General features: G+C 69.1%; 19 protein-coding genes. 4 read left to right on the top strand and 15 right to left on the bottom strand.

Annotated features, from left to right (window positions below; genetic code table 11):
* Window positions 1-12 precede the first annotated feature (12 nt).
* A complete protein-coding gene (locus tag LGM71_RS11905) occupies window positions 13-1,581 on the bottom strand; it encodes an MFS transporter (protein ID WP_226114921.1) in 1,569 nt (522 codons plus the stop codon).
* A 100-nt stretch (window positions 1,582-1,681) separates the two neighbouring features.
* Between LGM71_RS11905 and LGM71_RS11900 the strand changes: the two genes are divergently transcribed.
* A complete protein-coding gene (locus tag LGM71_RS11900; protein WP_226115145.1) occupies window positions 1,682-2,560 on the top strand; it encodes a LysR family transcriptional regulator in 879 nt (292 codons plus the stop codon).
* Between the two features lie 232 nt (window positions 2,561-2,792).
* On the top strand, window positions 2,793-3,782 hold the full coding sequence (locus tag LGM71_RS11895; protein ID WP_226114920.1) for an ABC transporter substrate-binding protein: 990 nt from the start codon (window positions 2,793-2,795) through the stop codon (window positions 3,780-3,782).
* Window positions 3,783-3,798: 16 nt separating this feature from the next.
* Here the strand turns inward: LGM71_RS11895 and LGM71_RS11890 are convergent, their stop codons facing one another.
* Window positions 3,799-4,173, bottom strand: coding sequence for a phage protein NinX family protein (locus LGM71_RS11890; RefSeq protein ID WP_124904554.1), 375 nt, complete (start codon window positions 4,171-4,173; stop codon window positions 3,799-3,801).
* 288 nt (window positions 4,174-4,461) lie between these two features.
* On the opposite strand from LGM71_RS11890, the gene LGM71_RS11885 reads away from it, so the two are divergent.
* Together LGM71_RS11885 and LGM71_RS11880 are read left to right on the top strand one after the other, a co-directional pair.
* Complete coding sequence (locus tag LGM71_RS11885) at window positions 4,462-5,538, top strand: glycosyltransferase family 2 protein (RefSeq protein ID WP_059598769.1); 1,077 nt, start codon at window positions 4,462-4,464, stop codon at window positions 5,536-5,538.
* Between the two features lie 16 nt (window positions 5,539-5,554).
* Window positions 5,555-6,817: a glycosyltransferase family 87 protein gene (locus tag LGM71_RS11880; RefSeq protein WP_185715896.1), complete on the top strand. Its 1,263-nt coding sequence runs from the start codon at window positions 5,555-5,557 to the stop codon at window positions 6,815-6,817.
* Here LGM71_RS11880 and LGM71_RS11875 read toward each other — a convergent pair.
* From LGM71_RS11875 to LGM71_RS11815, 13 genes are all read right to left on the bottom strand, one after another.
* Window positions 6,781-7,821, bottom strand: a complete 1,041-nt coding sequence (locus tag LGM71_RS11875; protein WP_124628380.1) for a TadG family pilus assembly protein — start codon at window positions 7,819-7,821, stop codon at window positions 6,781-6,783. The genes LGM71_RS11880 and LGM71_RS11875 overlap by 37 nt on opposite strands.
* Window positions 7,814-8,242, bottom strand: a complete 429-nt coding sequence (locus tag LGM71_RS11870; protein ID WP_059598766.1) for a TadE/TadG family type IV pilus assembly protein — start codon at window positions 8,240-8,242, stop codon at window positions 7,814-7,816. Before LGM71_RS11870 ends, LGM71_RS11875 begins: the two co-directional genes overlap by 8 nt.
* Window positions 8,239-9,096: a tetratricopeptide repeat protein gene (locus LGM71_RS11865; protein ID WP_226114919.1), complete on the bottom strand. Its 858-nt coding sequence runs from the start codon at window positions 9,094-9,096 to the stop codon at window positions 8,239-8,241. The genes LGM71_RS11870 and LGM71_RS11865 overlap by 4 nt, the downstream gene beginning before the upstream one ends.
* Complete coding sequence (locus LGM71_RS11860) at window positions 9,093-10,037, bottom strand: type II secretion system F family protein (RefSeq protein WP_226114918.1); 945 nt, start codon at window positions 10,035-10,037, stop codon at window positions 9,093-9,095. The genes LGM71_RS11865 and LGM71_RS11860 overlap by 4 nt, the downstream gene beginning before the upstream one ends.
* Entirely contained in the window at window positions 10,034-11,011 is a 978-nt protein-coding gene (locus LGM71_RS11855) for a type II secretion system F family protein (RefSeq protein WP_124628386.1), read from the bottom strand. Before LGM71_RS11855 ends, LGM71_RS11860 begins: the two co-directional genes overlap by 4 nt.
* Window positions 11,008-12,444 carry a CpaF family protein gene (locus LGM71_RS11850; protein WP_226114917.1) on the bottom strand — a complete coding sequence of 479 codons (1,437 nt, stop codon included), beginning with the start codon at window positions 12,442-12,444 and terminating at the stop codon, window positions 11,008-11,010. The genes LGM71_RS11855 and LGM71_RS11850 overlap by 4 nt, the downstream gene beginning before the upstream one ends.
* Window positions 12,441-13,664 (bottom strand): AAA family ATPase, encoded by a 1,224-nt coding sequence (locus LGM71_RS11845; RefSeq protein WP_124628390.1) that lies wholly within the window; start codon window positions 13,662-13,664, stop codon window positions 12,441-12,443. The genes LGM71_RS11850 and LGM71_RS11845 overlap by 4 nt, the downstream gene beginning before the upstream one ends.
* Window positions 13,665-13,686: 22 nt before the next feature.
* Entirely contained in the window at window positions 13,687-14,070 is a 384-nt protein-coding gene (locus tag LGM71_RS11840; protein ID WP_124628392.1) for a CpaD family pilus assembly lipoprotein, read from the bottom strand.
* Between the two features lie 14 nt (window positions 14,071-14,084).
* Entirely contained in the window at window positions 14,085-15,467 is a 1,383-nt protein-coding gene (locus tag LGM71_RS11835; protein WP_124904530.1) for a type II and III secretion system protein family protein, read from the bottom strand.
* 54 nt (window positions 15,468-15,521) lie between these two features.
* The gene (gene cpaB, locus LGM71_RS11830; protein WP_226114916.1) at window positions 15,522-16,562 is read right to left on the bottom strand and encodes a Flp pilus assembly protein CpaB; all 1,041 of its coding nucleotides are present in this window, start codon (window positions 16,560-16,562) and stop codon (window positions 15,522-15,524) included.
* Window positions 16,563-16,582: 20 nt separating this feature from the next.
* Window positions 16,583-17,062: a prepilin peptidase gene (locus LGM71_RS11825; protein WP_226114915.1), complete on the bottom strand. Its 480-nt coding sequence runs from the start codon at window positions 17,060-17,062 to the stop codon at window positions 16,583-16,585.
* An 88-nt stretch (window positions 17,063-17,150) separates the two neighbouring features.
* Entirely contained in the window at window positions 17,151-17,333 is a 183-nt protein-coding gene (locus tag LGM71_RS11820) for a Flp family type IVb pilin (protein WP_044843866.1), read from the bottom strand.
* Window positions 17,334-17,953: 620 nt separating this feature from the next.
* On the bottom strand, window positions 17,954-19,615 hold the full coding sequence (locus tag LGM71_RS11815) for an ABC transporter substrate-binding protein (protein WP_174908221.1): 1,662 nt from the start codon (window positions 19,613-19,615) through the stop codon (window positions 17,954-17,956).
* Window positions 19,616-19,667 lie beyond the last annotated feature (52 nt).

Here is a 19,667-nt window from a genome sequence, read left to right as displayed (position 1 = left end):
TCGCAGCATCCGTCACGCGTCGCGCATCGGTTGCGCAAGCAACTTGCATGCAATGGCAGCGGCAGCGAGCGCGAGCACGCCGCTCGCCGTCAGCGCGGCGGCGAATCCGCGCGCAAAGGCCACGGGCGCCGCATTCGCGAGCGTGCGCGCGGCCGACGGCGGCACGTGCGCAAGCGCCTGCGCGAGATCGCCGGCCAGCAGGCTCGACATGAACGGCGCATCGACGAACGCGCGCACGTCCGGTACGGCGGACAGCATCCGGTCGAGTTGCGCGTGCGTGCTGGCGGCCAGCACCGCGCCGAGCACGCCGACGGCCGTCACGATCGCCGAGAAGCGGGTGGTCGTGCTGATGCCCGACGCCATCCCGGTCCGGTTCGGCGGCACGCACGCCATGATCGCCTTCTGCGTGTCGCCGTTCATGATGCCGGCGCCGCAGCCCGTCACGAACATCCCGAGCGCGACGAGCCGGTAGTCGCCGCCGGCCGTCAGCGCCGCCGTCGCGAGATTGCCCGCGCCGATCAGTGCGAGCCCGCCCGTCAGCACGCCACCGGACGACACGCGCGCCGCGAGCATGCCGCCGAGCGACGGTCCCGCGATCATCGCGAACGCGAATGGCAGCATCCCGAGCCCCGCGTCGATCGCGGACATCCCGAACGCGTTCTGCAGGTACAGCGGCAGGAACGTCATCATTACCTGCGCGCACGCCGCATAGCCGAACATCGCGAGCACGGCGCCGACGAAGCGGGGCTGGCGGAACAGCGCGAGATCGATCATCGGCCGCGCCTGCCAGCGCTCCGCGCCGATGAATGCGGCCAGCAGCGCGGCGGCGAGCGCGAACCGGCCGAGCGTCGTGGCCGAAAGCCAGCCGTTCGACGGCGCGCCGATCAGGGCCGCGATCGCGCACGCGAGCGCCGTGCCGAACAGCAGGCTGCCGGCGGTGTCCACCCGTTTCGCATGCGGGTCGCGCGACTCGTCGATCGCGACGTGCGCGCCGACCGCGAGCAGCACGCACACCGGCAGGTTCAGCAGGAACACCCAGCGCCAGCCGATCCACTGCGTGATCGCGCCGCCGACCAGCGGCGCGACGGCCGTCGCGATCCCCATGCACATCCCCCAGATCGCCCACGCGCGGGCCCGTTCGCGCCCGTCCGGAAAGCGGTTCGCGATCACCGCGAGCGCGGCCGTCAGCAACAGCGCGGCCCCGCCGCCCTTCACCGCGCGCGCGGCGATCAGCCAGCCGGCCGACGATGCGATTCCGCACCCGAGCGACGCGAGCGCAAAGAGCGCGAGCCCCGCGCCGAGCATGCGTTTGCGCCCGAAGCGATCCGCGAGCCCGCCGGCCGGCAGCAGGCATGCGGCGAACGCGGTCATGTAGGCGCTCACGACCCACTCGATGTCGGCGAAACTCGCATGGAAGCTGCGCGCGATGCTCGGCAGCGACACGGCGACGACGTTCGTGTCGAGCACGATCAGCGAGCACGTCGCCGAGGCGACCGCGAGCGTCGCGGCGGCCGACCGGCGGGCACGCGCATGCGCGGCGGCGGGCGCGCCCGTGCGCGAGGCGGGAGAAGACTGGGACATCGACGGCTCCGGAGCAAGGGGGATGCGCCGTATGCTAGGCTGGCCCCGTATTGCCTGTCATTGACATACCCATGCAGTTTCATTGACTAAAATCGCAATCATGAATCCGCTCGAATTCCGTCACGTGCGCGCGTTCCTGGCGGTCGCGCAGCACCTGCATTTCGCCCGCGCGGCCGACGCGCTCGACATGGCGCCGCCCGCGCTCACGCGGCGGATCCAGGAAGCCGAGCGGCTGCTCGGCGTGCGGCTGTTCCAGCGGTCGCGCCGAGCGGTCACGCTGACGGCGGCCGGCGAGGCGTTTTTCGCCGAGGCGAGCGCCGCGTTCGCGCATCTGCAGCGCGGCCGCGAACTCGCGACGCTCGCCGAGCGCGGCGAGCTCGGCCGGCTCGAAATCGGCTACGTGTCATCGGCCGTCTATTCGGGCACGCTGCAGCGCACGGTCGGCGCGTTCCGCGCCGCGCATCCGCGCATCGAGCTGAACCTGCGCGAGGTGCCGATGGACGACGTCGCGAAGCAACTCGACGCGGGTGGGCTCGACCTCGCGTACGTGCGCCCGCCGTTACCGTTGCCGGGCGGCCTGCGGATCGTCACGCTACAGCGCGACGTGTTCGTCGCGGCAGTGCCGGCCGATTCGCGCTACGCGGCGATGACCGCCGTTCGAGCCGCCGATCTCGCCGACGCACGCTTCGCGGTGCCCGAACAGGAACGCGGCACGCTCGAAGTCGCACGCCGCGGCCGCTTCGCGCCGGTGATCGCCGCGCGGCCGGGCGGATTGCTTGCCGTGCTCGCGTGCGTATCGGTGAACGGCTGGGTCGCAGTGATCCCGGATGCGCTCGCCGGCTGCGTGTCGTTGCCGGGCGTCGTGTACCGGCCGATCGCCGGCAAGCCGATCACGTCCGAACTCGCGCTCGCGCACCGGCGCTTCGAAAAGGCACCCGCGGTGCGGGCCTTCCTGCGCACCGTTCCGGCCGCGGGTTAGGGCCGTTCGCGCTAACAACGGGCTGCCGCGGACCCTGGACATTCCGGCGCGCCGCCGTCGAGCCTGCACCGTAGCAGCCGCGGCCTTGGCCTCTCCCCGCCGCCATGCACCGCACTCACGCGAATAAACGAATAAGCATTTCGCGATTCGATGTTTGCCGGCGCGAAACCGATTCCGTAACCTGCCCGGCAGCCGCGCGGCGTGCGCGCGGATCACCGAGGACCCGCCGTCGATGACTTCTTCCCCCGCCCCGGCCCGCCGCCGCGCCCTGCTGCGCGTGGCCGCCCTGGCCGCCGCACCGCTGCTCGGCAGCGCCGCACTGCCCGTGCGCGCGGCCGACCCCAACCTGTCGAACGTCACCCTGGTGCTCGGCGATCAGGCCGGCGGCCTGCGCGCGCTGGCCGACGCGTCACGCGTGCTCGACGGCGTGCCGTACCGGTTTCGCTGGGCGAATTTCCAGGGCGCGGCACCGTTGTTCGAAGCGCAGCGCGCGGGCGCGATCGATCTCGCGCCGGCCGGCGACCTGCCCGTCCTGACGGCCGCGCTCGGCGATCCGGCGTTGCGGATCGTCGCGACGCGCGTCGGCTCACCGGCGTCGCTCGGCATCGTCGTGCAGCCCGATTCGCCGGTGCGCACCGTCGCCGACCTGAAGGGGCGCACCGTCGTCGTGTCGTCGGCGCGCGGCAGCATCTCGCAATACCAGCTGTACGGCGCGCTCCGCGAACATGGCCTGGCACCAGGCGACGTCGACGTGCGCTTCGTGCTGCCGGTCGATGCGTTCGCCGCGTTCGAGGCGAAGCAGATCGACATCTGGGCGACCTTCGATCCGTATTACGGGCACGTGGTGCGGCGCGGTGCGCGCATCGTGCGCGACGGCAGCGGGATCAATTCGGGGCTCGCGTTCCTCACGTCGCCGGTCGACACGCTCGACGATCGATCGAAGCGCGCGGCGCTGTCGGACGTGCTTGCGCGACTGGCGCGCGCCGGCCAGTGGGCCTTGTCGCACCCTGTCGATTACGCGGCCGTCTATGCTTCGCTCACGCGCCTGCCGCGCGATGCGGCCGCCGACATCGTGCGCCGGGCGGCGCTCGCGCAGCGCGGCGTCACCGGCGCGGATATCGACGTGCTGCAGCGTGTCGCCGACCGCGCAGCCGCGGACGCGATCCTGCCAAAGCGCGTCGACGTCGCGTCGATCGCGGTACGCAACCTGTCGGCCGCATGACCGGCTTCGCGCGCGCTCAACGCGGCTTCGACATGTCAAGATCCGGCACGTCGTCGCCGAACGTCGACGCGACCAGCGTGCGCATCGCGGCGACCAGCAGCGTCGGCCCCGACTGGTTGAACGTGCAGCGCTCGCCCGCCGCCGGCACGGCCCGATGCAGCACCGCGCGCCACGCGCCGTGCCCGCCGTCGCGCTCGAACGCGCCGAACGGCAAGCGCTCGACCAGCGGGCCGCCGTCCGCCCACGACGACGACGGCGCATACGGCACCGGCATGCCACCCGGTTTGTGAATGACCGTGCACCCCGCGGCGTCGACGCGCGGCGCGCCGAGGTCTTCCGCCATCGCCACCCAGAAATCGAGCGGCGCACCGGCCAGGTCCTGAACCTGCATCGCGCCCTCCAGCGGTCTCGAAAACGTCATCCTAGCGCCACCGCGCGCGATTCGCAGACAACCGCCGTCCGATGTCTTCCCCGGTGAACCAGTCCGGCGCGCAAATCAACCGATACGTGTTACGAATCGGCGATTCCTGCCTACAATGAACGCAACGCCTGTCGTCCGCTACGCAGTGGACGAGCAGGCCGGAACCGACTTCACGCCGAACCGGGCCGCGCGCGTTCGGCAAACGACAACCGGAATCATACGGTGCAGCTCCGGCCGGATCTCTCGGGGGACCGCAGCATGTCCACGCACGCCAGGAAGCCGCTGATATCGCTCGTCGTGCCGTTTCACGACGAAGAGGAAACGATCGACGCATTCTTTGCAGAAACGCTGCCCGTTCTCGAGTCGATCGCCGGGGTCCGCTTCGAGATCGTCTGCATCAACGACGGCAGCCGCGATCGCACGCTCGACCGGCTGGTCACGGTCGCCGGCCGCGACCCGCGCGTGCACGTCGTGGATCTCACGCGCCGCTTCGGCAAGGAAGCGGCGCTCACCGCGGGCCTCGACGAGGCCGCCGGCGCCGCGGTGATCCTGATCGACGCCGACCTGCAGGACCCTCCCGCGCTGATTCCCGCGATGATCGAACACTGGCGCGGCGGCGCCGAAGTCGTCGCCGCGAAACGCACCGACCGGATGTGCGATCCGTACCTGCAGCGCGCGGCGGCGACGCTCTACTATCGCGTGCACAATGCGCTGTCCGAAGTCGAAATGCCGGAAAACGTCGGCGATTTCCGCCTGATGGATCGCGAGGTCGTCGATGCGCTGCGCGCGCTGCCGGAGCGGCGGCGGTTCATGAAGGGGCTGTTCGCGTGGGTCGGCTTTCGCACCGCGATCGTCGAATACACGCGCGCGCCGCGCAGTGGCGGCCGCTCGAAGTTCTCCGGATGGCGCCGCTGGAACTTCGCGCTCGAGGGCATCACGAGCTTCAGCACCGTTCCGCTGCGCGTATGGACCTACGTCGGCCTCACGTTCGCGATGCTGTCACTCGTGTATGGCACCTTCATCGTGGTGCGAACGCTGCTGTTCGGCAATCCGGTGCATGGCTACCCGTCGCTGATTTCCGTCGTGCTGTTCGTCGGCGGCATCCAGCTGATCGGCATCGGCGTGATCGGCGAATACCTCGGCCGGATCTATCACGAGTCCAAGCAGCGCCCCGTCTATCTCGTGAGGCGGCGCTACCGTGCCGAGCGCGATGCCGCCGGGCAGCCGGCATCGAAGCTGCTGCAGTTCCCGATGAAGCGTGCGAACTCGGCACGTCGCCGGACGGCGCTGCCGGCGGCAACCGGCGCCGCCGCTCGCAAAGCGTCGTTCAAGTAGAACCGGGCGGCGGCAATTGGACATTCCCCGGCAATTATTGCGCTCGGCGGAGCGCCCGGTCGTCGCGTGGCTCACACCGCGACGCGTCGTCCTGTACAGCATGCTGATGCTGGCGTTGTCCGCGCTGTTCATCGCGATCTGGATATCCGTCGTGCGTCATGCACACGGCGGCGTCCTGTCACGCGCCGGCGCCGACTTCTCGGTGTTCTGGTCCGCGTCGTACGTCATGCTGCACGGCTCGCCCTCGCAGGCATACGATTTCTCGGTATTCTCGCGGCTGTCGGCCGAGCTGTTCCCCAACCTTCGTCGCGACGCCTTCGCCCCGTGGCTGTACCCGCCCACTTATCTGCTGCTCGTGACGCCGCTGGCGCTGCTGCGCTTCGCACTCGGTTATCCGCTGTTCGTCGCGTTCGGCGTCGCCGTGCTCGGCCTCGCCGCGTGGCGCGTATCCCGTCTCGGCATGATTCCCGGCGCATGGCGCGCCGGCATGGTTGCGCTGCCCGTCGCGCCGTGCGTGTTCGTCACCGCGGCGCTCGGGCAAAACACGTTCCTGACAGCATCGTGCGCGGCGCTGGCCGTCCACTGGGCCGAGCGGCGGCCGATGTTGGCGGGGCTTTGCATCGGACTGCTGTCCGTCAAGCCGCAGATGGCGCTGCTGTTCCCGTTCGTGCTGGTGGCGACACGCGCATGGCGCACGATCGCGTGGGCTGCGCTCGCCACCGGCACGTTCGTCGCGCTGAGCGTCCTGGTCTGCGGGATCGAGTCGTGGCGCCAGTTCGTCGCCAGCGCGGGCCTCGCACGCTCGATCGTTCTCGAACACGGCGTCGTGTTCTGGCTCGCGTCGCCGACGCCGTTCGCGGCGTTCCGGCTCTCGGGCGTGCCGCTCGGCGCCGCGTATGCGGCACATGCGTGCATCGCCGCGATTACGATCGCGGCCGCCTGCATCGCATGGACGCAGTCGCGCGACACCCGCGTGCGCGCGGCCGTGCTGACGGTCGCGACGCTCGTGGCCAACCCGTACCTGTGGCACTACGAACTCACATGGCTCGCCATCGCGATCGCCTGCATGCTGTCGATCGGCTGGCGCGACCGCTGGCTGCGCGGCGAACAGACCGCGATCGCGCTGATGTGGGCGCTGCCGATCGCCGAATACCTGAACCCGTGGCTGCAGCTGCCGCAGATCGGCCCGGCCGTGACGCTCTTCGCGCTGCTCGTGCTGCTGCGCCGCGCGCGCCACGACGCTCACAGCGCGAGCCGCGGCGGCACGTATACACCGTAGTACGGCCCGACGCCCGTCGCGACGCCGGTCATTTTCACGCCGGCGACGAAGTGCCCCTGGATGTACTTGTATGTGCCGCCGAGCGACACGTCGATGTGGAACGCCGCGAACGCGACGATCGGCACGTAGGTGCTGCTCGCCGTCTGCGTAACGACCGGCAGCACGACCGTCGTGCCGACCGGCACCGACGTGTAGAGCGTCGCCTTCACGCCGGTCGCGAGATAAATGCTGTCGCCAATATTGAGCGTCGTCGGATTGCCGGTCACCATCAGGCCGCCCATCGTCGTCGTGTCGCTCGCGGTCGACTGGAACGACGTCCACTGGCCCCCCATGCACAGCGAGCCATAAGTCTGGCCGTTCGTGATCGTAAACTCGTATGGCAAACCCGTCAGCGGATTGATCAGCGGCTGATTGGTCAGCGTGTTCCAGTACTGGTTGTACACGCACTGGTCGATCGCGACCGGAAAGAGCCCACCCGCCGCGACCCCGCCCGGCGCGGCGAGCACCGCGATCGCGGTCGCGCTGCCGGACGCGCCGGCAATGCCGAGCAGCCCGCCGAGCAGCAGCGGAATCGAGCCGCCGTTCACACCCGGCGCGCGCGATACCGTGACCTGCACCGCCGGCACGTCGTACGAGCCGGGCGTGATCGTGGTCGGCTGCATCGTTGCGGGACTGCGCGTCACGTTCCAGTACCCGGTCGTCACCGCGCCGGTCGCCAGCGGTGCGCCGGCCGCCGCGTTCTGCGCGATCACACCGTTCGCAGCCGGCGCGGCCTGCGACCAGTTCAGCGCGCCGCCGCTCGGCGACATCATCGCGTCGGCCGCCGCAAGTGCGGCCGCGTCGGCGGCGTTCTGCAGCTGGTTGCGTACCGTGGCTACCCACGCGATGTCGATCGCCAGCGCGCCGAACGAGAGCAGCGGAATCAGGAACATCAGGAAGAACAGCGCGACGGAACCGCGCTCACGCACTGCGCCGATCCCCGGCGTGTCGGCTGCGTCATTCATAGAGCATCACCGAGCTGGCCGAGATCGTCACCGGGCCGGTCAGCGCACTGAATGCCGAACCCAGCACCAGCCCCGAATATGTGTAGGTCACCGTCACCGTCAGCGCGGTGCCCGACGTCGTGCCGTTCGCCTGTGTCACGGTCACCGTCGGCGTCGTCGCGGTGCCGCCGGTAATCAAGCTGTTCTGCGTGTAGCTCGATGCGACGCTTGCGATCTGTGCCGTGGTCAGCATCGGCACGCGCAGCACGACGCCGGCACGCGCGGCTTCGCGGCTCGCGTTCGTGATGACGGCCTTGTCGCATAGCAGCAGGCTCGTGTCGATGATGCCGATCAGCACCATCAACAGGAACGGCAGCATCAGCACGAATTCAAGCGATACGACGCCGCGCGCGCGGCGCGCGCCCATCGCCCCGCGTGTCATTTTCCGGCCTCCGCGGCGTGCGGCACCGCGCGCGGCTCGAGCGCGGCGCCCGTCGACGGGCGTGCGGCGGCGGACGCAGGGCGCGACGCGAGTTGCGCGCGCACTGCCTGGTACACGCGCAGATTGTCAGCCACCGCCGACGCGGGCAGATCCGCGGACAGCAGCTTCTTCGCCGAATCGGTGTTGCCGAGCACGCCATACGCGAACGCGAGATTCTGGCGCGCCTGCCACGGCGCATCGGGCAGCCCGGCCACGTCGAGCAACACGTTCACACCCTCGCGCGGCCGGTTGCCCAGCACGAGCGAAAGCCCGAGGTCGACGCGCAGCCCCTGCGCGTCCGGATGCGCGCGCAGCGCATCCCGGTACACGGCCTGCGCGTCCTCGTGGCGGCCCTGAAGATCGAGCACCGTGCCGAGCCCTTCCGCCGCGAGCGGAAGGTTCGGCTGCGCGGCCAGCAGGTCACGGTAGCGCCGTGCGGCCTCGTCGAGCCGACGCTGCCGCAACGCGACCCGCGCAAGCCCGATCTGCGGCCCGAGTTCGGCGGGTGCCTGCTGCCGTGCCTGCTCGTAGAGAATTCGCGCGCGCTCCAGATCGCCGGCGCGGTAGTTGACGTCGCCGAGCCCCAGGCGCGCCGGGAGCGAATCGGGATGCCGGGCAAGCACCTTCTCGTACAGCGTCGACGCGAGATCGACGTTGCCGCCGGCAAGCGCGCTATCGGCAATGCGCAATTCGGCCTGCGGGTCGTCGCTCTTGTGCGACAGCGCCGGCCGCGTCTGGATGCCCGGCGCGCAGCCGCCGGCCAGCACCGGCAACGCGGCCGCGAACGCGAACGCACGGAAGACGGATCGTGTCATTTGAATACCTCGAGCAGGCGGATCGCCGCCGGGCCCGCCGCGATCAGGCCGACCGTCGGCAGGATGAACAGCATCATCGGCAGCGTGATCTTCGGCGCGAGCTTCGCGGCCTGTTCCTCGAGCGCGACGATCTGCTCGGTCCGCTCGCTGCGCGACAGCGTCCGCAACGCCTGCGTGATCGGCGTGCCGAATCGCTGCGATTGCGTGAGCGTCGTGGCAAGCGAGCGCGCCGACGCGAAGTCGACGCGCATCGCAAAGTGCGTGAGCGCTTCGGCTACGTTGCCGCTCAGCGTCAGCTCGTCCGCGCACACCTTCAGCTCGTCGGCGAGCGGCGGGCAAATGCGCTCGAGTTCGCGCGCGACACGTCGCACGCCCGATACGAGGCTGTTACCGGCCATCGTGCAGATCACCAGCAGGTCGAGCGCATCCGGAAAGCACGCGGAGATGATGCGCCGGCGCCGTCGGATCATCGCGCCGAGCACGTATTCGGGCACGATCACGCCGATCACGAACGCGGCGACCATCGCCAGCGCCCGGATCACGAAGTATTCGCCGAAGCGTGGAATGTACGGGCTGAACACGATCGCGACGCCCGCGAACAGCACGCCGCAACTCAGCTTGATGCCGATCATCGACGACACCGCACGCCGCTCGCGAAAACCCGCGCGCGTCAGTTGCAGCGCGAGTTTCACGCGCTGCATCGGGTCGAGCACGGGCAGCCGCTCACCGAGCTGCGCGAGCCGCCGCGTCAGGTCCTGACGCACCTCGCCCGGCTGCAGCCGCCCCGACGCCAGCGACAGCGAACGTTGCCCGGCCGCCTGCTGCACACGCTCCGCGATCCGCCGGCGTGTGCCGCCGCCGGGCGGCACGAGCGCCGCCGCGACGCACGCGAGCAACAACAAAAGTTCAAGGCCGCGGGCGGCCAGCATCGACATCGTCATCGCGCGGTATCCAGTTTCGAGATCTTGCGAATCGTCAGCAGTCCGATCGTCAGCAGCACCGCGGCGATCGTCAGCATCACGCGTCCGGCATGCGTGTCGAACAGGAGCATCACATACGCGCGATTCACGAGAAACAGCGCACCGATCATCACGAACGGCACCGCCGAAATGATCTTCGTCGTGATCCGCCCCTCGGCGGTCAACGCACGCGTCTTCAGGCGGATGTCGCGGCGCGTGCGGATGATGCTCGACAACTCGTCGAGCGTTTCGCCGAGACTGCCGCCCGTCTCGCGCTGCAGCAGCAGGTAGACAGTGAAGAACGAGAAGTCCGCGATCATCAGCCGGTCCGCCGCGAGCGTCAGCACGTCCTTCAGATCCGCGCCGACGCGCAGGCTGTCGCCCATCGTGCGGAAGGTCGAGCGCACCGGCTCCGCCGCGCTGTCGCCGACCGTGCTGATCGCCTGCGTGACCGGAATGCCCGCGCGCACCGCCCGCACGATCAGATCGATCGCGTCCGGGAACGCTTCGAGAAAGCGCAGCCGGAACCGCTCGACCAGCGCGCGGTAGCTGGCGCGCATCGTCACCAGCGGCAGCCCGACGTAGATCAGCGGATGAACTACGCGCGGCAGCGCGACGAGCTCCACCACCACGATCGCGGCGATCGCTCCGGCGAGCGTGCCGGCGACGACGATCCGCATCCCGCGTTCGCCGCCGACCGCACGCACGCGCGTCACATAACGCTGCAGCCACGCGCGCGCGCGGCTTTGCCGGCGCGGCAGGTTGAACAGCGCGACGCCGGGCGCCGCGGCCGCACCGGACTCCCGGCCGGCCAGCGATGGTGCAAGGTGCCGCATCCGCGCGCGTATGCGCTGCTCCGGCGTATGGCGCGCACGCTCCAGCAATGCGGACAGCGCGAGGCCCGCCGCGAGGATCACGACGAACGCGCCGATCGCGAACAGATCCGCGGCCCTCATTGCCGGAATACCTCGGAAAGCGCGTCCTCGACACCGTAGTACGCGGCGCGCGGCGCGAACGCCGGCCGCAGCGACGACGCTTCGAACACGCCCTTCACCACGTCCCGCGTCGTGTCGTCTCCCTGACGGAACGCGAACAGATCCTGCGTGATCACCACCTCGCCCTCCATCCCGACGATCTCGGTGATCCGGGTCACGCGGCGCACGCCGTCGCGCATCCGCTCGACCTGCACGAACAGGTGAACGGCGCTCGCGATCTGGCGCCGGATCGACAGCAGTTGCAGGTTCGCGTTCGCCATCATGACCATGCTTTCGAGCCGGCTGATCGCGTCGCGCGGCGAGTTCGCATGGATCGTCGTCATCGAGCCGTCGTGCCCCGTATTCATCGCCTGCAGCACGTCGAACGCCTCCGCGCCGCGGATTTCGCCGAGGATGATGCGATCGGGCCGCATCCGCAGTGCGTTGCGCACGAGGTCGCGCTGCGAGATCCCGCCGAGCCCTTCCGTATTCTCCGGCCGCGTCTCGAGACTGACGACGTGCGGCTGCAGCAGTTGCAGCTCGGCCGCGTCCTCGATCGTCACGATCCGTTCGTGCTCCTCGATATGTTGCGAAAGCGCGTTGAGCAGCGTCGTCTTGCCCGAACCGGTACCGCCCGATATCACGATGTTCAGCCGGCACGCGCACGCGACCTTCAGCACCTGCAGCATTCCGTGCGAGATATTGCCCTGGTGCGCCATGCGCGCGAGCGTGATGTCGCGCTTCGCGAACTTGCGGATCGAGATCGACGCGCCGCGCATCGCGATCGGCGGCAGGACCACGTTCACGCGGCTGCCGTCGGCGAGACGTGCGTCGACCATCGGGCTGCTTTCGTCGACGCGACGCCCGACCGCCGCCGCGATCCGCTGCGCGACACTCGTCACGTGCGCGTTGTCGCGAAACTTCAGCGGCGTGAGTTCGAGCCGGCCTGCGCGCTCGACGTACACCTGGTCGGGTCCGTTCACGAGAATGTCCGAGACGGTGTCGTCGGCGAGCAGCGGTTCGATCGGCCCGACACCGAACATGTCGTTCAGGATCGCGTCGACGATCAGCACCTGCTCGCCCGTCGTGATCTTCAGACGTTCGCGCTCGACGGTGTGCGCGGCCACCTGTTCGATGCCCGCACGCACTTCGTCGCGCGTCTTCATCAGCGCCGCCGACATGTTCATCGACGAGAACACCGCGTTGCGAATCGCATCGAACTTGCCGGAGCGAATGAGCGCCTCCTGGGTTTCGGCCGCAGCGAGCGCGCGCGCGGATGCGGACGCCGGGCTCGCGGTCGGACCCGTGCCTGGGCTCGCGCTTGGGTCCGGTCCGGGCGCGCCGTCGCGCGGCGCGGCGGGCGCTCCTGCCGGCGCAGGGTCCGGCGTCGACTGCTTGCGGGTACCGAACGTCACGATCCCTTTCTCCATTTGACGAAGCGCGCGTACCACGGCTCGGCGACGGCCATCGATTCGCCGGTGATGCCGTTCGCGAGCAACCGGATCTCGTCCAGGAAGCCATGACGTTTCGCGCGCTCGATCGGTTCACCGAGGTTCTCGGCGACTGCGAGCGGCTGCGGCTCGTGCGGCAGCTCGCGCAGCCTCACGCCGCCGAATGCGTCCTCGAAGTCGGTCTGCGCGACGCGCCCCTTGACCGGTTCGAGCGGGTTGTTCAGCATCATCGACAGCAGCCGATCGCCGGGCAGCTCCTTCACGAAGCGCGCAAGCCGCGCGGCTTCGTACGCGGCGTGCACCGAGCGGTCGGCGACGATATAGACGAGATCGGATACCCCCAGCGCGTCCTCGAACAGCTTGCCGGCGCGGATACCCACGTCGAACAGCACGTAGTGAAAGCGGTCCTTCAGCATGTCGACGAGCAACGCGAGCGCGTCGTCGCGCAGCGGCGCGTCCTCGCCGTACGCCAGTTCGGCCGACAGCACGTGCAGGCGGTCGCCCTTCGTGACGAACATGCGGTCGAACAACGCGTCGTCGGGACGCTGCTCCATGTTCAGCAATTCGATCAGCCCGTTGTTGCTCGACAGCCCGAGCATCGAGTTCGCGCCGCCGCCATGCAGGTTGAGATCGACGTACGCGACGCGGCGGCGCTTCTCGCCCGCCAGGCAGCGCGCCAGACTCACCGCGATCGTGGTCGCGCCCACACCGCCGCGCGCGCCGACGAAGGCGACGATCTTGCCGGTGCGCGCCTGCACGACCGATTCCGTCGCGGTCAGCGCGCGCCGCATCAACTCGACGGTCAGCGGCTTCACGATGTAGTCCTGCACACCGATGCCGAGCAGGTTGCGGAACAGCCCGACATCGTTCTGCGTGCCGATCGCGATGACCCTCACCGACGGATCGCACACGTCGGCGAGCCGCATCAGGTCCGATACCGGCAGCACGGAATCCGACACGTCGACGATCAGCTGGCGCGGTGAGCGCTCGTGCTGCTGCAACAGCCGGATCGCGTCGTCGCAGTTGCCCGGCTGCACATGGGCGCGCGTGATCGACAGATCCTGTGCGACGCGCCGGATCACGTCTTCGCTGCCGGCATCGGACACGACCGCGACGAGATCCGCCGCTCCGGCTGCGGCGGCACGCTTGGCGTTCTGGCGGTCGAGGACGTTCATGGGCGGCATCGCGCTTCGCATCGGAAATGGGTCAATGGCCGGGCGAGCCGGTCGTCGTCAACGTCTTGTCGGGTGCGGGCTGCTTCACGCGATCCTCGACGTAGCGGCGCACGGCATCGGCCGCGACTTGCGCGTCCGCGCCGCCGTACGGAACGGGCGCGACGAGGTCCTCCGGGCGCGCGAGCATTGTCGCGAGATTCGTGTAGGTCGCGCAGCCGAACGGCACGCCGGGCCGCCCGAACCCCGCATCGACGAGATGCGACGGCTGCATCAGCTTCGCGCAGTCGGGCGGCACCGCGTGCACGCCGTCGAAGCCGATCGCGCGCGCATCGGGCAGGTTGATCGGCGGCGGCGCCGACAGGCAGCCCGCCAGCGCCGGCGGCAACAGGACGAAGACGATGGTTCGAATTCGCATGCGCGCTCCTCCGGTCAGTACACGAAGCCCGCGGCGCCGACGAGGCGCGGCGTGTCGCCCGACAGCAGGTCGATCCCGAGATTGCGCTGGATCGCGAACTCGAGATCGCTGCTCGGCCGCGCGACGGTGTCGAGCGCCTGCTCGAGCTGGCCGGGGCCCGTCGGCTGCACGATGTACGGCGTCACGATCACGACGACCTCGGTCTTGTTGTCCTGGAAGTTCTTCGACGAAAACAGCCGGCCGATGATCGGCAGCCGGCCGAGCCCCGGGATCTGCGACACGGTATCCGCCGTCTGGCTCTGCAGCAGCCCGCCGATCGCGAAGCTCTGCCCGCTCGACAGCTCGACCGTCGTGTCGACGCGTCGCACGGAGAGTCCCGGCACCGTGACGCCGCCCGTCGTCACGCTGTTGCTCGTATCGATTTCGCTCACCTCCGGCCGCACCTTCAGGCTGATCCGATTGTCGGCGAGCACGGTCGGCGTGAAATCGAGCGACACGCCGAACGGCTTGAACTCGACCGTGATCGCGCCGGTCGTGGTGCCGGCCTGCGCGACCGGAATCGGAATTTCGCCGCCGGCGAGGAAGCTCGCGGTCTGCCCGGACATCGCGGTGAGATTCGGCTCCGCCAGCATCGTGATCAGCCCTTCCTGGTCGAGCGCATCGAGCACGACGTCGATCGACCAGCGCCCCGCGTGGAAACCGCCGAGTATCGAATACGCGCCGGTCGGCGACAGGTTGAACAGCTTGGTCGTCGGATCGATCAGCGTGCGCCCGTTGAACAGTCCGCCGACGAAGTTGCCGGCCGCGCCGAGCGAGCTCCAGTTGATGCCGAGCTGCTGCGTGACGTTGCGGCTCACCTCGGTCACGCGCACGCGCAGGTTCACCTGGATCGGGCGCGACAGCGTGAGCCGGTTGACGATCTTTTCCTTGTCGTTGAGATAAGGCGTGAGCGACTGCATCACGGCGTCCGCGTCGGCTGCGCTCGGCACCTTGCCCGACACCATCAGCGAGCCCGGCGCGCCGGACACCGACAGCTTCAATTGCGGAAAGCGGCTGTCGAGCACCGCCTGCAGCGACGCGGTGTCGACCTGCACGATCACCGTGCGGCGCAGGATCGGTCGATGGTTCGCACCGAGCGCGATCAGCGTGGTGGTGCCGGCCTTCTTCCCGAACACGAACACGGTGCGCGGCGACGGCACCTGGATGTCCGCGATGCTCGGGTCCGCGACGAACATCGCGGTCGCGGGTTCGGGCAGCGACAGCATCTCGCCCTTGCCGGTCGCAATCGACAACGCCGCGCCGGCGTCCGCCGCCTGCGCGCGCTGCGCAAGCGCGACGCCCGGCGCGACGATGCAGGCCAGGCACCAGAAAGCGATCCAACGAACCATGCGCACCATGCGTCTTCCCGTCAAATGCCGGCCGCCGGGCGGCCAGCCCGAATCGTCATCCCGTCACTGCGGCACGGACGCCCGCGGCGCTTGCGCCGTTGCGTCCGCGGCGACATTGCCGCCCGCAGGCGCAGCCGGCGCAACCGGCATGCCTGGCGTGGCTGGCATGCCCGGCCAACCGGACGGCAGCGGCGGCAAGCCCGGCGTGCCGATGCCGCTGCCGCGCGACCCGTCGTCGACCGACGAGCCGCGATAGATCACGACCGTATTGCCCTGCGATGGCGGCCGCGCGCCGCCGTCCGTTCTCCCGGACGGTACCCGCGCCGCGTCGCGGGCCGCGCGCGACACGTCGCCGGCCCACACCGGCGGCGTATCGGGCTCCTGTTCGTCGCCGCCCGCCGCCTGGCGGCGATCGCTCGTCGCAAAGCTGCGCAACGCCAGCGACAGCGAGCCGAGGCGCGTCGCGACCAGCACGACCTGAGCGGTGCGCGGCGCGACCTCGAGCGTGACCGTGCGCGCGCGGACCGGCACGTCCGGCGCGCTCGCGGGCGTCTTCGCACGCTGGAATTCCGAGCCGACCGCGAGCACGCGCGCGCGCCGCACGACCGTCTCCGCTTCGAACGTGCCGGGCGTCGTCGCGGAACCGCCGATCTCCTGCGTGAGCACCACGTCGACGAAGTCGCCCGGCTGGATCAGCCCCGCATTGCCCGACACGTCGTCGACCGGCACCGAGATCGCCCGCATGCCGGGCTGCAGCGCGGCCGCGAGAAAATCCGGCGCGCCGGCCGCAATCACGTTGTCCGCGCGGATCGGCGCACCGGCGTCGACACGGTTGCGCAGCAGCGCGCCTTTCAGGTCCGCGCCCGGTTGCGACTCGACGAACGCACCGGCCGGCACCTGCGTGCGCGGCATGCGCTTCCACGCGAGATCGTTGTCGCGCAGCAGCAGCCCTTCGGGCAGGTCCGCCGCAGCGACGCGCACGCTCACCTCGGCCGCTTCGCCGGGCGCCGACGGCGTGGACGCGGCGACGTACAGCTGGCGCAGGATGAACGCGCCGATCGCGGCGGCGATGATCAGCACGGCCATTCTCAGGGGTTTGGGCATGGCGGCGCGCGTCCCCCGGCCTAGGTAAGCGAAACGGCGTGAGGAAACGGCACCCAGACGGCCAGCGCACCGCCGAGCGCGAGCGCGATGCCATACGGCACGCCGCGCGGCGCGATCGCACGTGCCGGCGCGGTGTGACGCCGCCATGCGACGGCCGCGAGCGCAGCGACGCCGTACAGGGCGCCGCTCGCGGCGACGATCGTCAACACCGGGAACGCGAGCGTCGGGCCGGCCCACAGGAACACCGCCGCCGCCAGCTTCACGTCGCCGCCACCGATCCAGCCCGCATGACGCAGGCCGGCGAACAGCAACAGCATCGCCGCGGCGGTCGCCACGTGACCGGCGAGTTGCGCGAGCCCGTCGCGCGCGAGTGCCGCCGCGATCAGATACAGCATCGCGAACGCCAGCACGGCGCCATTGGACAAGCGCCGCTCGCGCAGGTCCTGCGTCGCGAGCAACGCCAGCACGAGCGTCGCCGCCGACTGTACGAGAAAGAGCATCGGAGAGCCGTCCGTCGGCGCGCCCCGGCTGGATACGTCGTACCGCTGCGGATCCGTGTGTCCGCCGACGGCGCGCGGGTTCAGGAGATCAGATCAACGCCGTGACCTTGTTGATCAGCGCGGTGAACACGGCCGGCAAGCCGCCGGACGTGCTGCTGAGAATCACCCCGACCGCCGCCAGTGCGACAACGACGATGCCGGCCAGAACCGCGTATTCGAGCGAGCTGACACCACGTTCATCGCGCAGCAAGGTCTTGACGTATTGCAGCATGACAACCTCCGTGTGGCGGGGTCGGTGATCGACCGTTGAATGTAATGACGCGGTGTTACACGGGGTGGTGCGCACGGCGTTCCCCCATTCTTGACTCATGCGGCGGCCTCGGCATCGGCCGTGCGCATTCCCCGCAATCCATTCGATCGCTGCACGTGCGGTGTACGGCAACGGCATTGGCCGCTACATTCGCGCGTCTGTCGCAAGGCCGCATTGACACGATGCGGATCACGCCAATTCGTCTAGGGTATAGACAATTTTTTGGATGAATTCAAATAATTTGGCGTCGGAATGCATTTATTGGCGGAGCGCGTCAGCGATGAAATACGCGCACGTCATTTACCGCTTTTTCCTCGTGGAGCGGCAGACCGGTCACGGCTCGAAGTAAGAATGTTAATGCCCGGACGGGTCATTTCTGCCGCCGTGCAATTCGATGATTTTTATTCAGTTTTTCGAAATGCAGCGCGCTCCGCATTTGAGAATTCAGAACAAACTCTCGCGTGCGTTGCCCGGCATTCTTTTCGTGCACGCCAGCACGATCAGGAAAATATTGCACGCCGCGGTCGCACTGAACCGACCTCCGCGCCGACAGCCGGCGCACGCGCGCCGGCTTCCCTTCCTCAATCCAGCCAGACACCGTCGAACCGGTGCCCGCCGAGCGGCGAGAACGTCACCCCGTGCACGCGCTTCGAGATCGGCAGCGACACGATCGATGTCGCGATCGGCGTGAACGGCACCTGATTCTTGAACACGACCTGGGCCTGCTCGTAAAGCGACGTGCGTTTCGCGACGTCCGCGTTCGTGCGTGCCGCACCGACGAGCCGCTCGAAATCCGCATTGCACCACTTCGCGAGGTTGCTGCCGTGCACCGCGTCGCAGCCGAGCAGCGTGCCGAGCCAGTTGTCGGGGTCGCCGTTGTCGCCCGACCAGCCGTACAGGATCGCGTCGTGCTGCCCGTCGCGTTTCGCGCGGCGGTTGTACTCGCCCCACTCGTAGCTGACGATCTTCGCGCGCACGCCGATCCTCGCCCAATCCTGCTGGATCAGTTGCGCCATCAGCTGCGCGTTCGGGTTGTACGGGCGCTGCACCGGCATCGCCCACAGCGTCAGGTCGAAACCGTTCGGGAATCCTGCTTGCGCGAGCAGCGCCTTCGCCGCGGCCGGATCGCGCGGCGCGTCCTTCAGACGCGGGTTGTACGACCATTGCGCGGGCGGCATCGGGTTCGTCGCGATCGTCGCGTCGCCGTTGAATACGGTCTTGATGATCGCCGTCTTGTCGATCGCGATGTCGAGCGCGCGCCGCACGTCGACACGATCGAGCGGCGGATGCTGCGTGTTGTACGCGACGAAGCCGACGTTGAAGCCCGTCCCCGAAAACAGCGTCAGCTTCGGATCACGCCGCACCGTCTCGAGATCGGCCGGCCGCGGGAACACCGACACCTGGCACTCGCCCGCGGTGAGCTTCTGCAACCGCACGGCCGGATCGGGCGTGATCGCGAACACGAGATGCGCGAGCTTCACGTCGTCCGGCTTCCAGTAGTCGGGGTTCGCGTCGTAACGGATCGTCGCGTCCTTCTGGTACGCGCGCAGCTGGAACGGCCCCGTCCCGACCGGGAACTGGTTGATGTCGGCCTCGCGATGGCGCGCCGTCAACTGCGACGCGTATTCGGCCGACAGAATCGACGCGAACGCCATCGCGAGATTGCGCACGAACACGACGTCGGGCGACTTCAGCACGAAGCGCACCGTATCGTCGTCGACTTTCTCGATGCGCTCGATGTTGCGGTCGAATCCGAGATCGCTGAAGTACGGGAAGCTGACCGGATAGGCCTTGCGGAACGGATCATCGGGGTCGAGCATGCGGCGGAACGTGAACACGACGTCGTCCGCCTGGAACGGCCGCGTCGGCTTGAACCACGCGGTCGTCTGGAACTTCACGCCGCGCCGCAGGTGAAACGTGTAGACGCGCTGGTCGGACGACACGTCCCAGCTCGTCGCGAGCGACGGCGCGAGCTCGAGCGTGCCGCGCTTGAACTGCACGAGCCCGTTGTAGACGGTGTACGTGCTCGCGTCGAAATCGGTGCTGGTCGTGTGCTGGCCGGGGTCGAAGCCGGCCGGGCTGCCTTCGCTGCAGAATACGAGCGTCTTGCCGGCCGGCGCCGCGAACGCGTGCGCGACCGCGCCGGCGAGCAGCAGCGACGCGGCCATGCCGCGCAGCGCTCCAACCGCAACGGATGCGGGCCGCGCACGATGCGCGGCGAACGAGACGAATGGAATCTTCATGGTGGCGATCAAAGGACTGTCATGCGAATGACGACCGCCGATCTTCGCGCGC

The organism is Burkholderia sp. AU33545, assembly GCF_020419685.1.
Lineage (GTDB): Bacteria > Pseudomonadota > Gammaproteobacteria > Burkholderiales > Burkholderiaceae > Burkholderia > Burkholderia diffusa.
The sequence above is the reverse complement of the archived record's forward strand: the minus strand, read 5'-3'. Positions and strand labels throughout refer to the sequence as shown.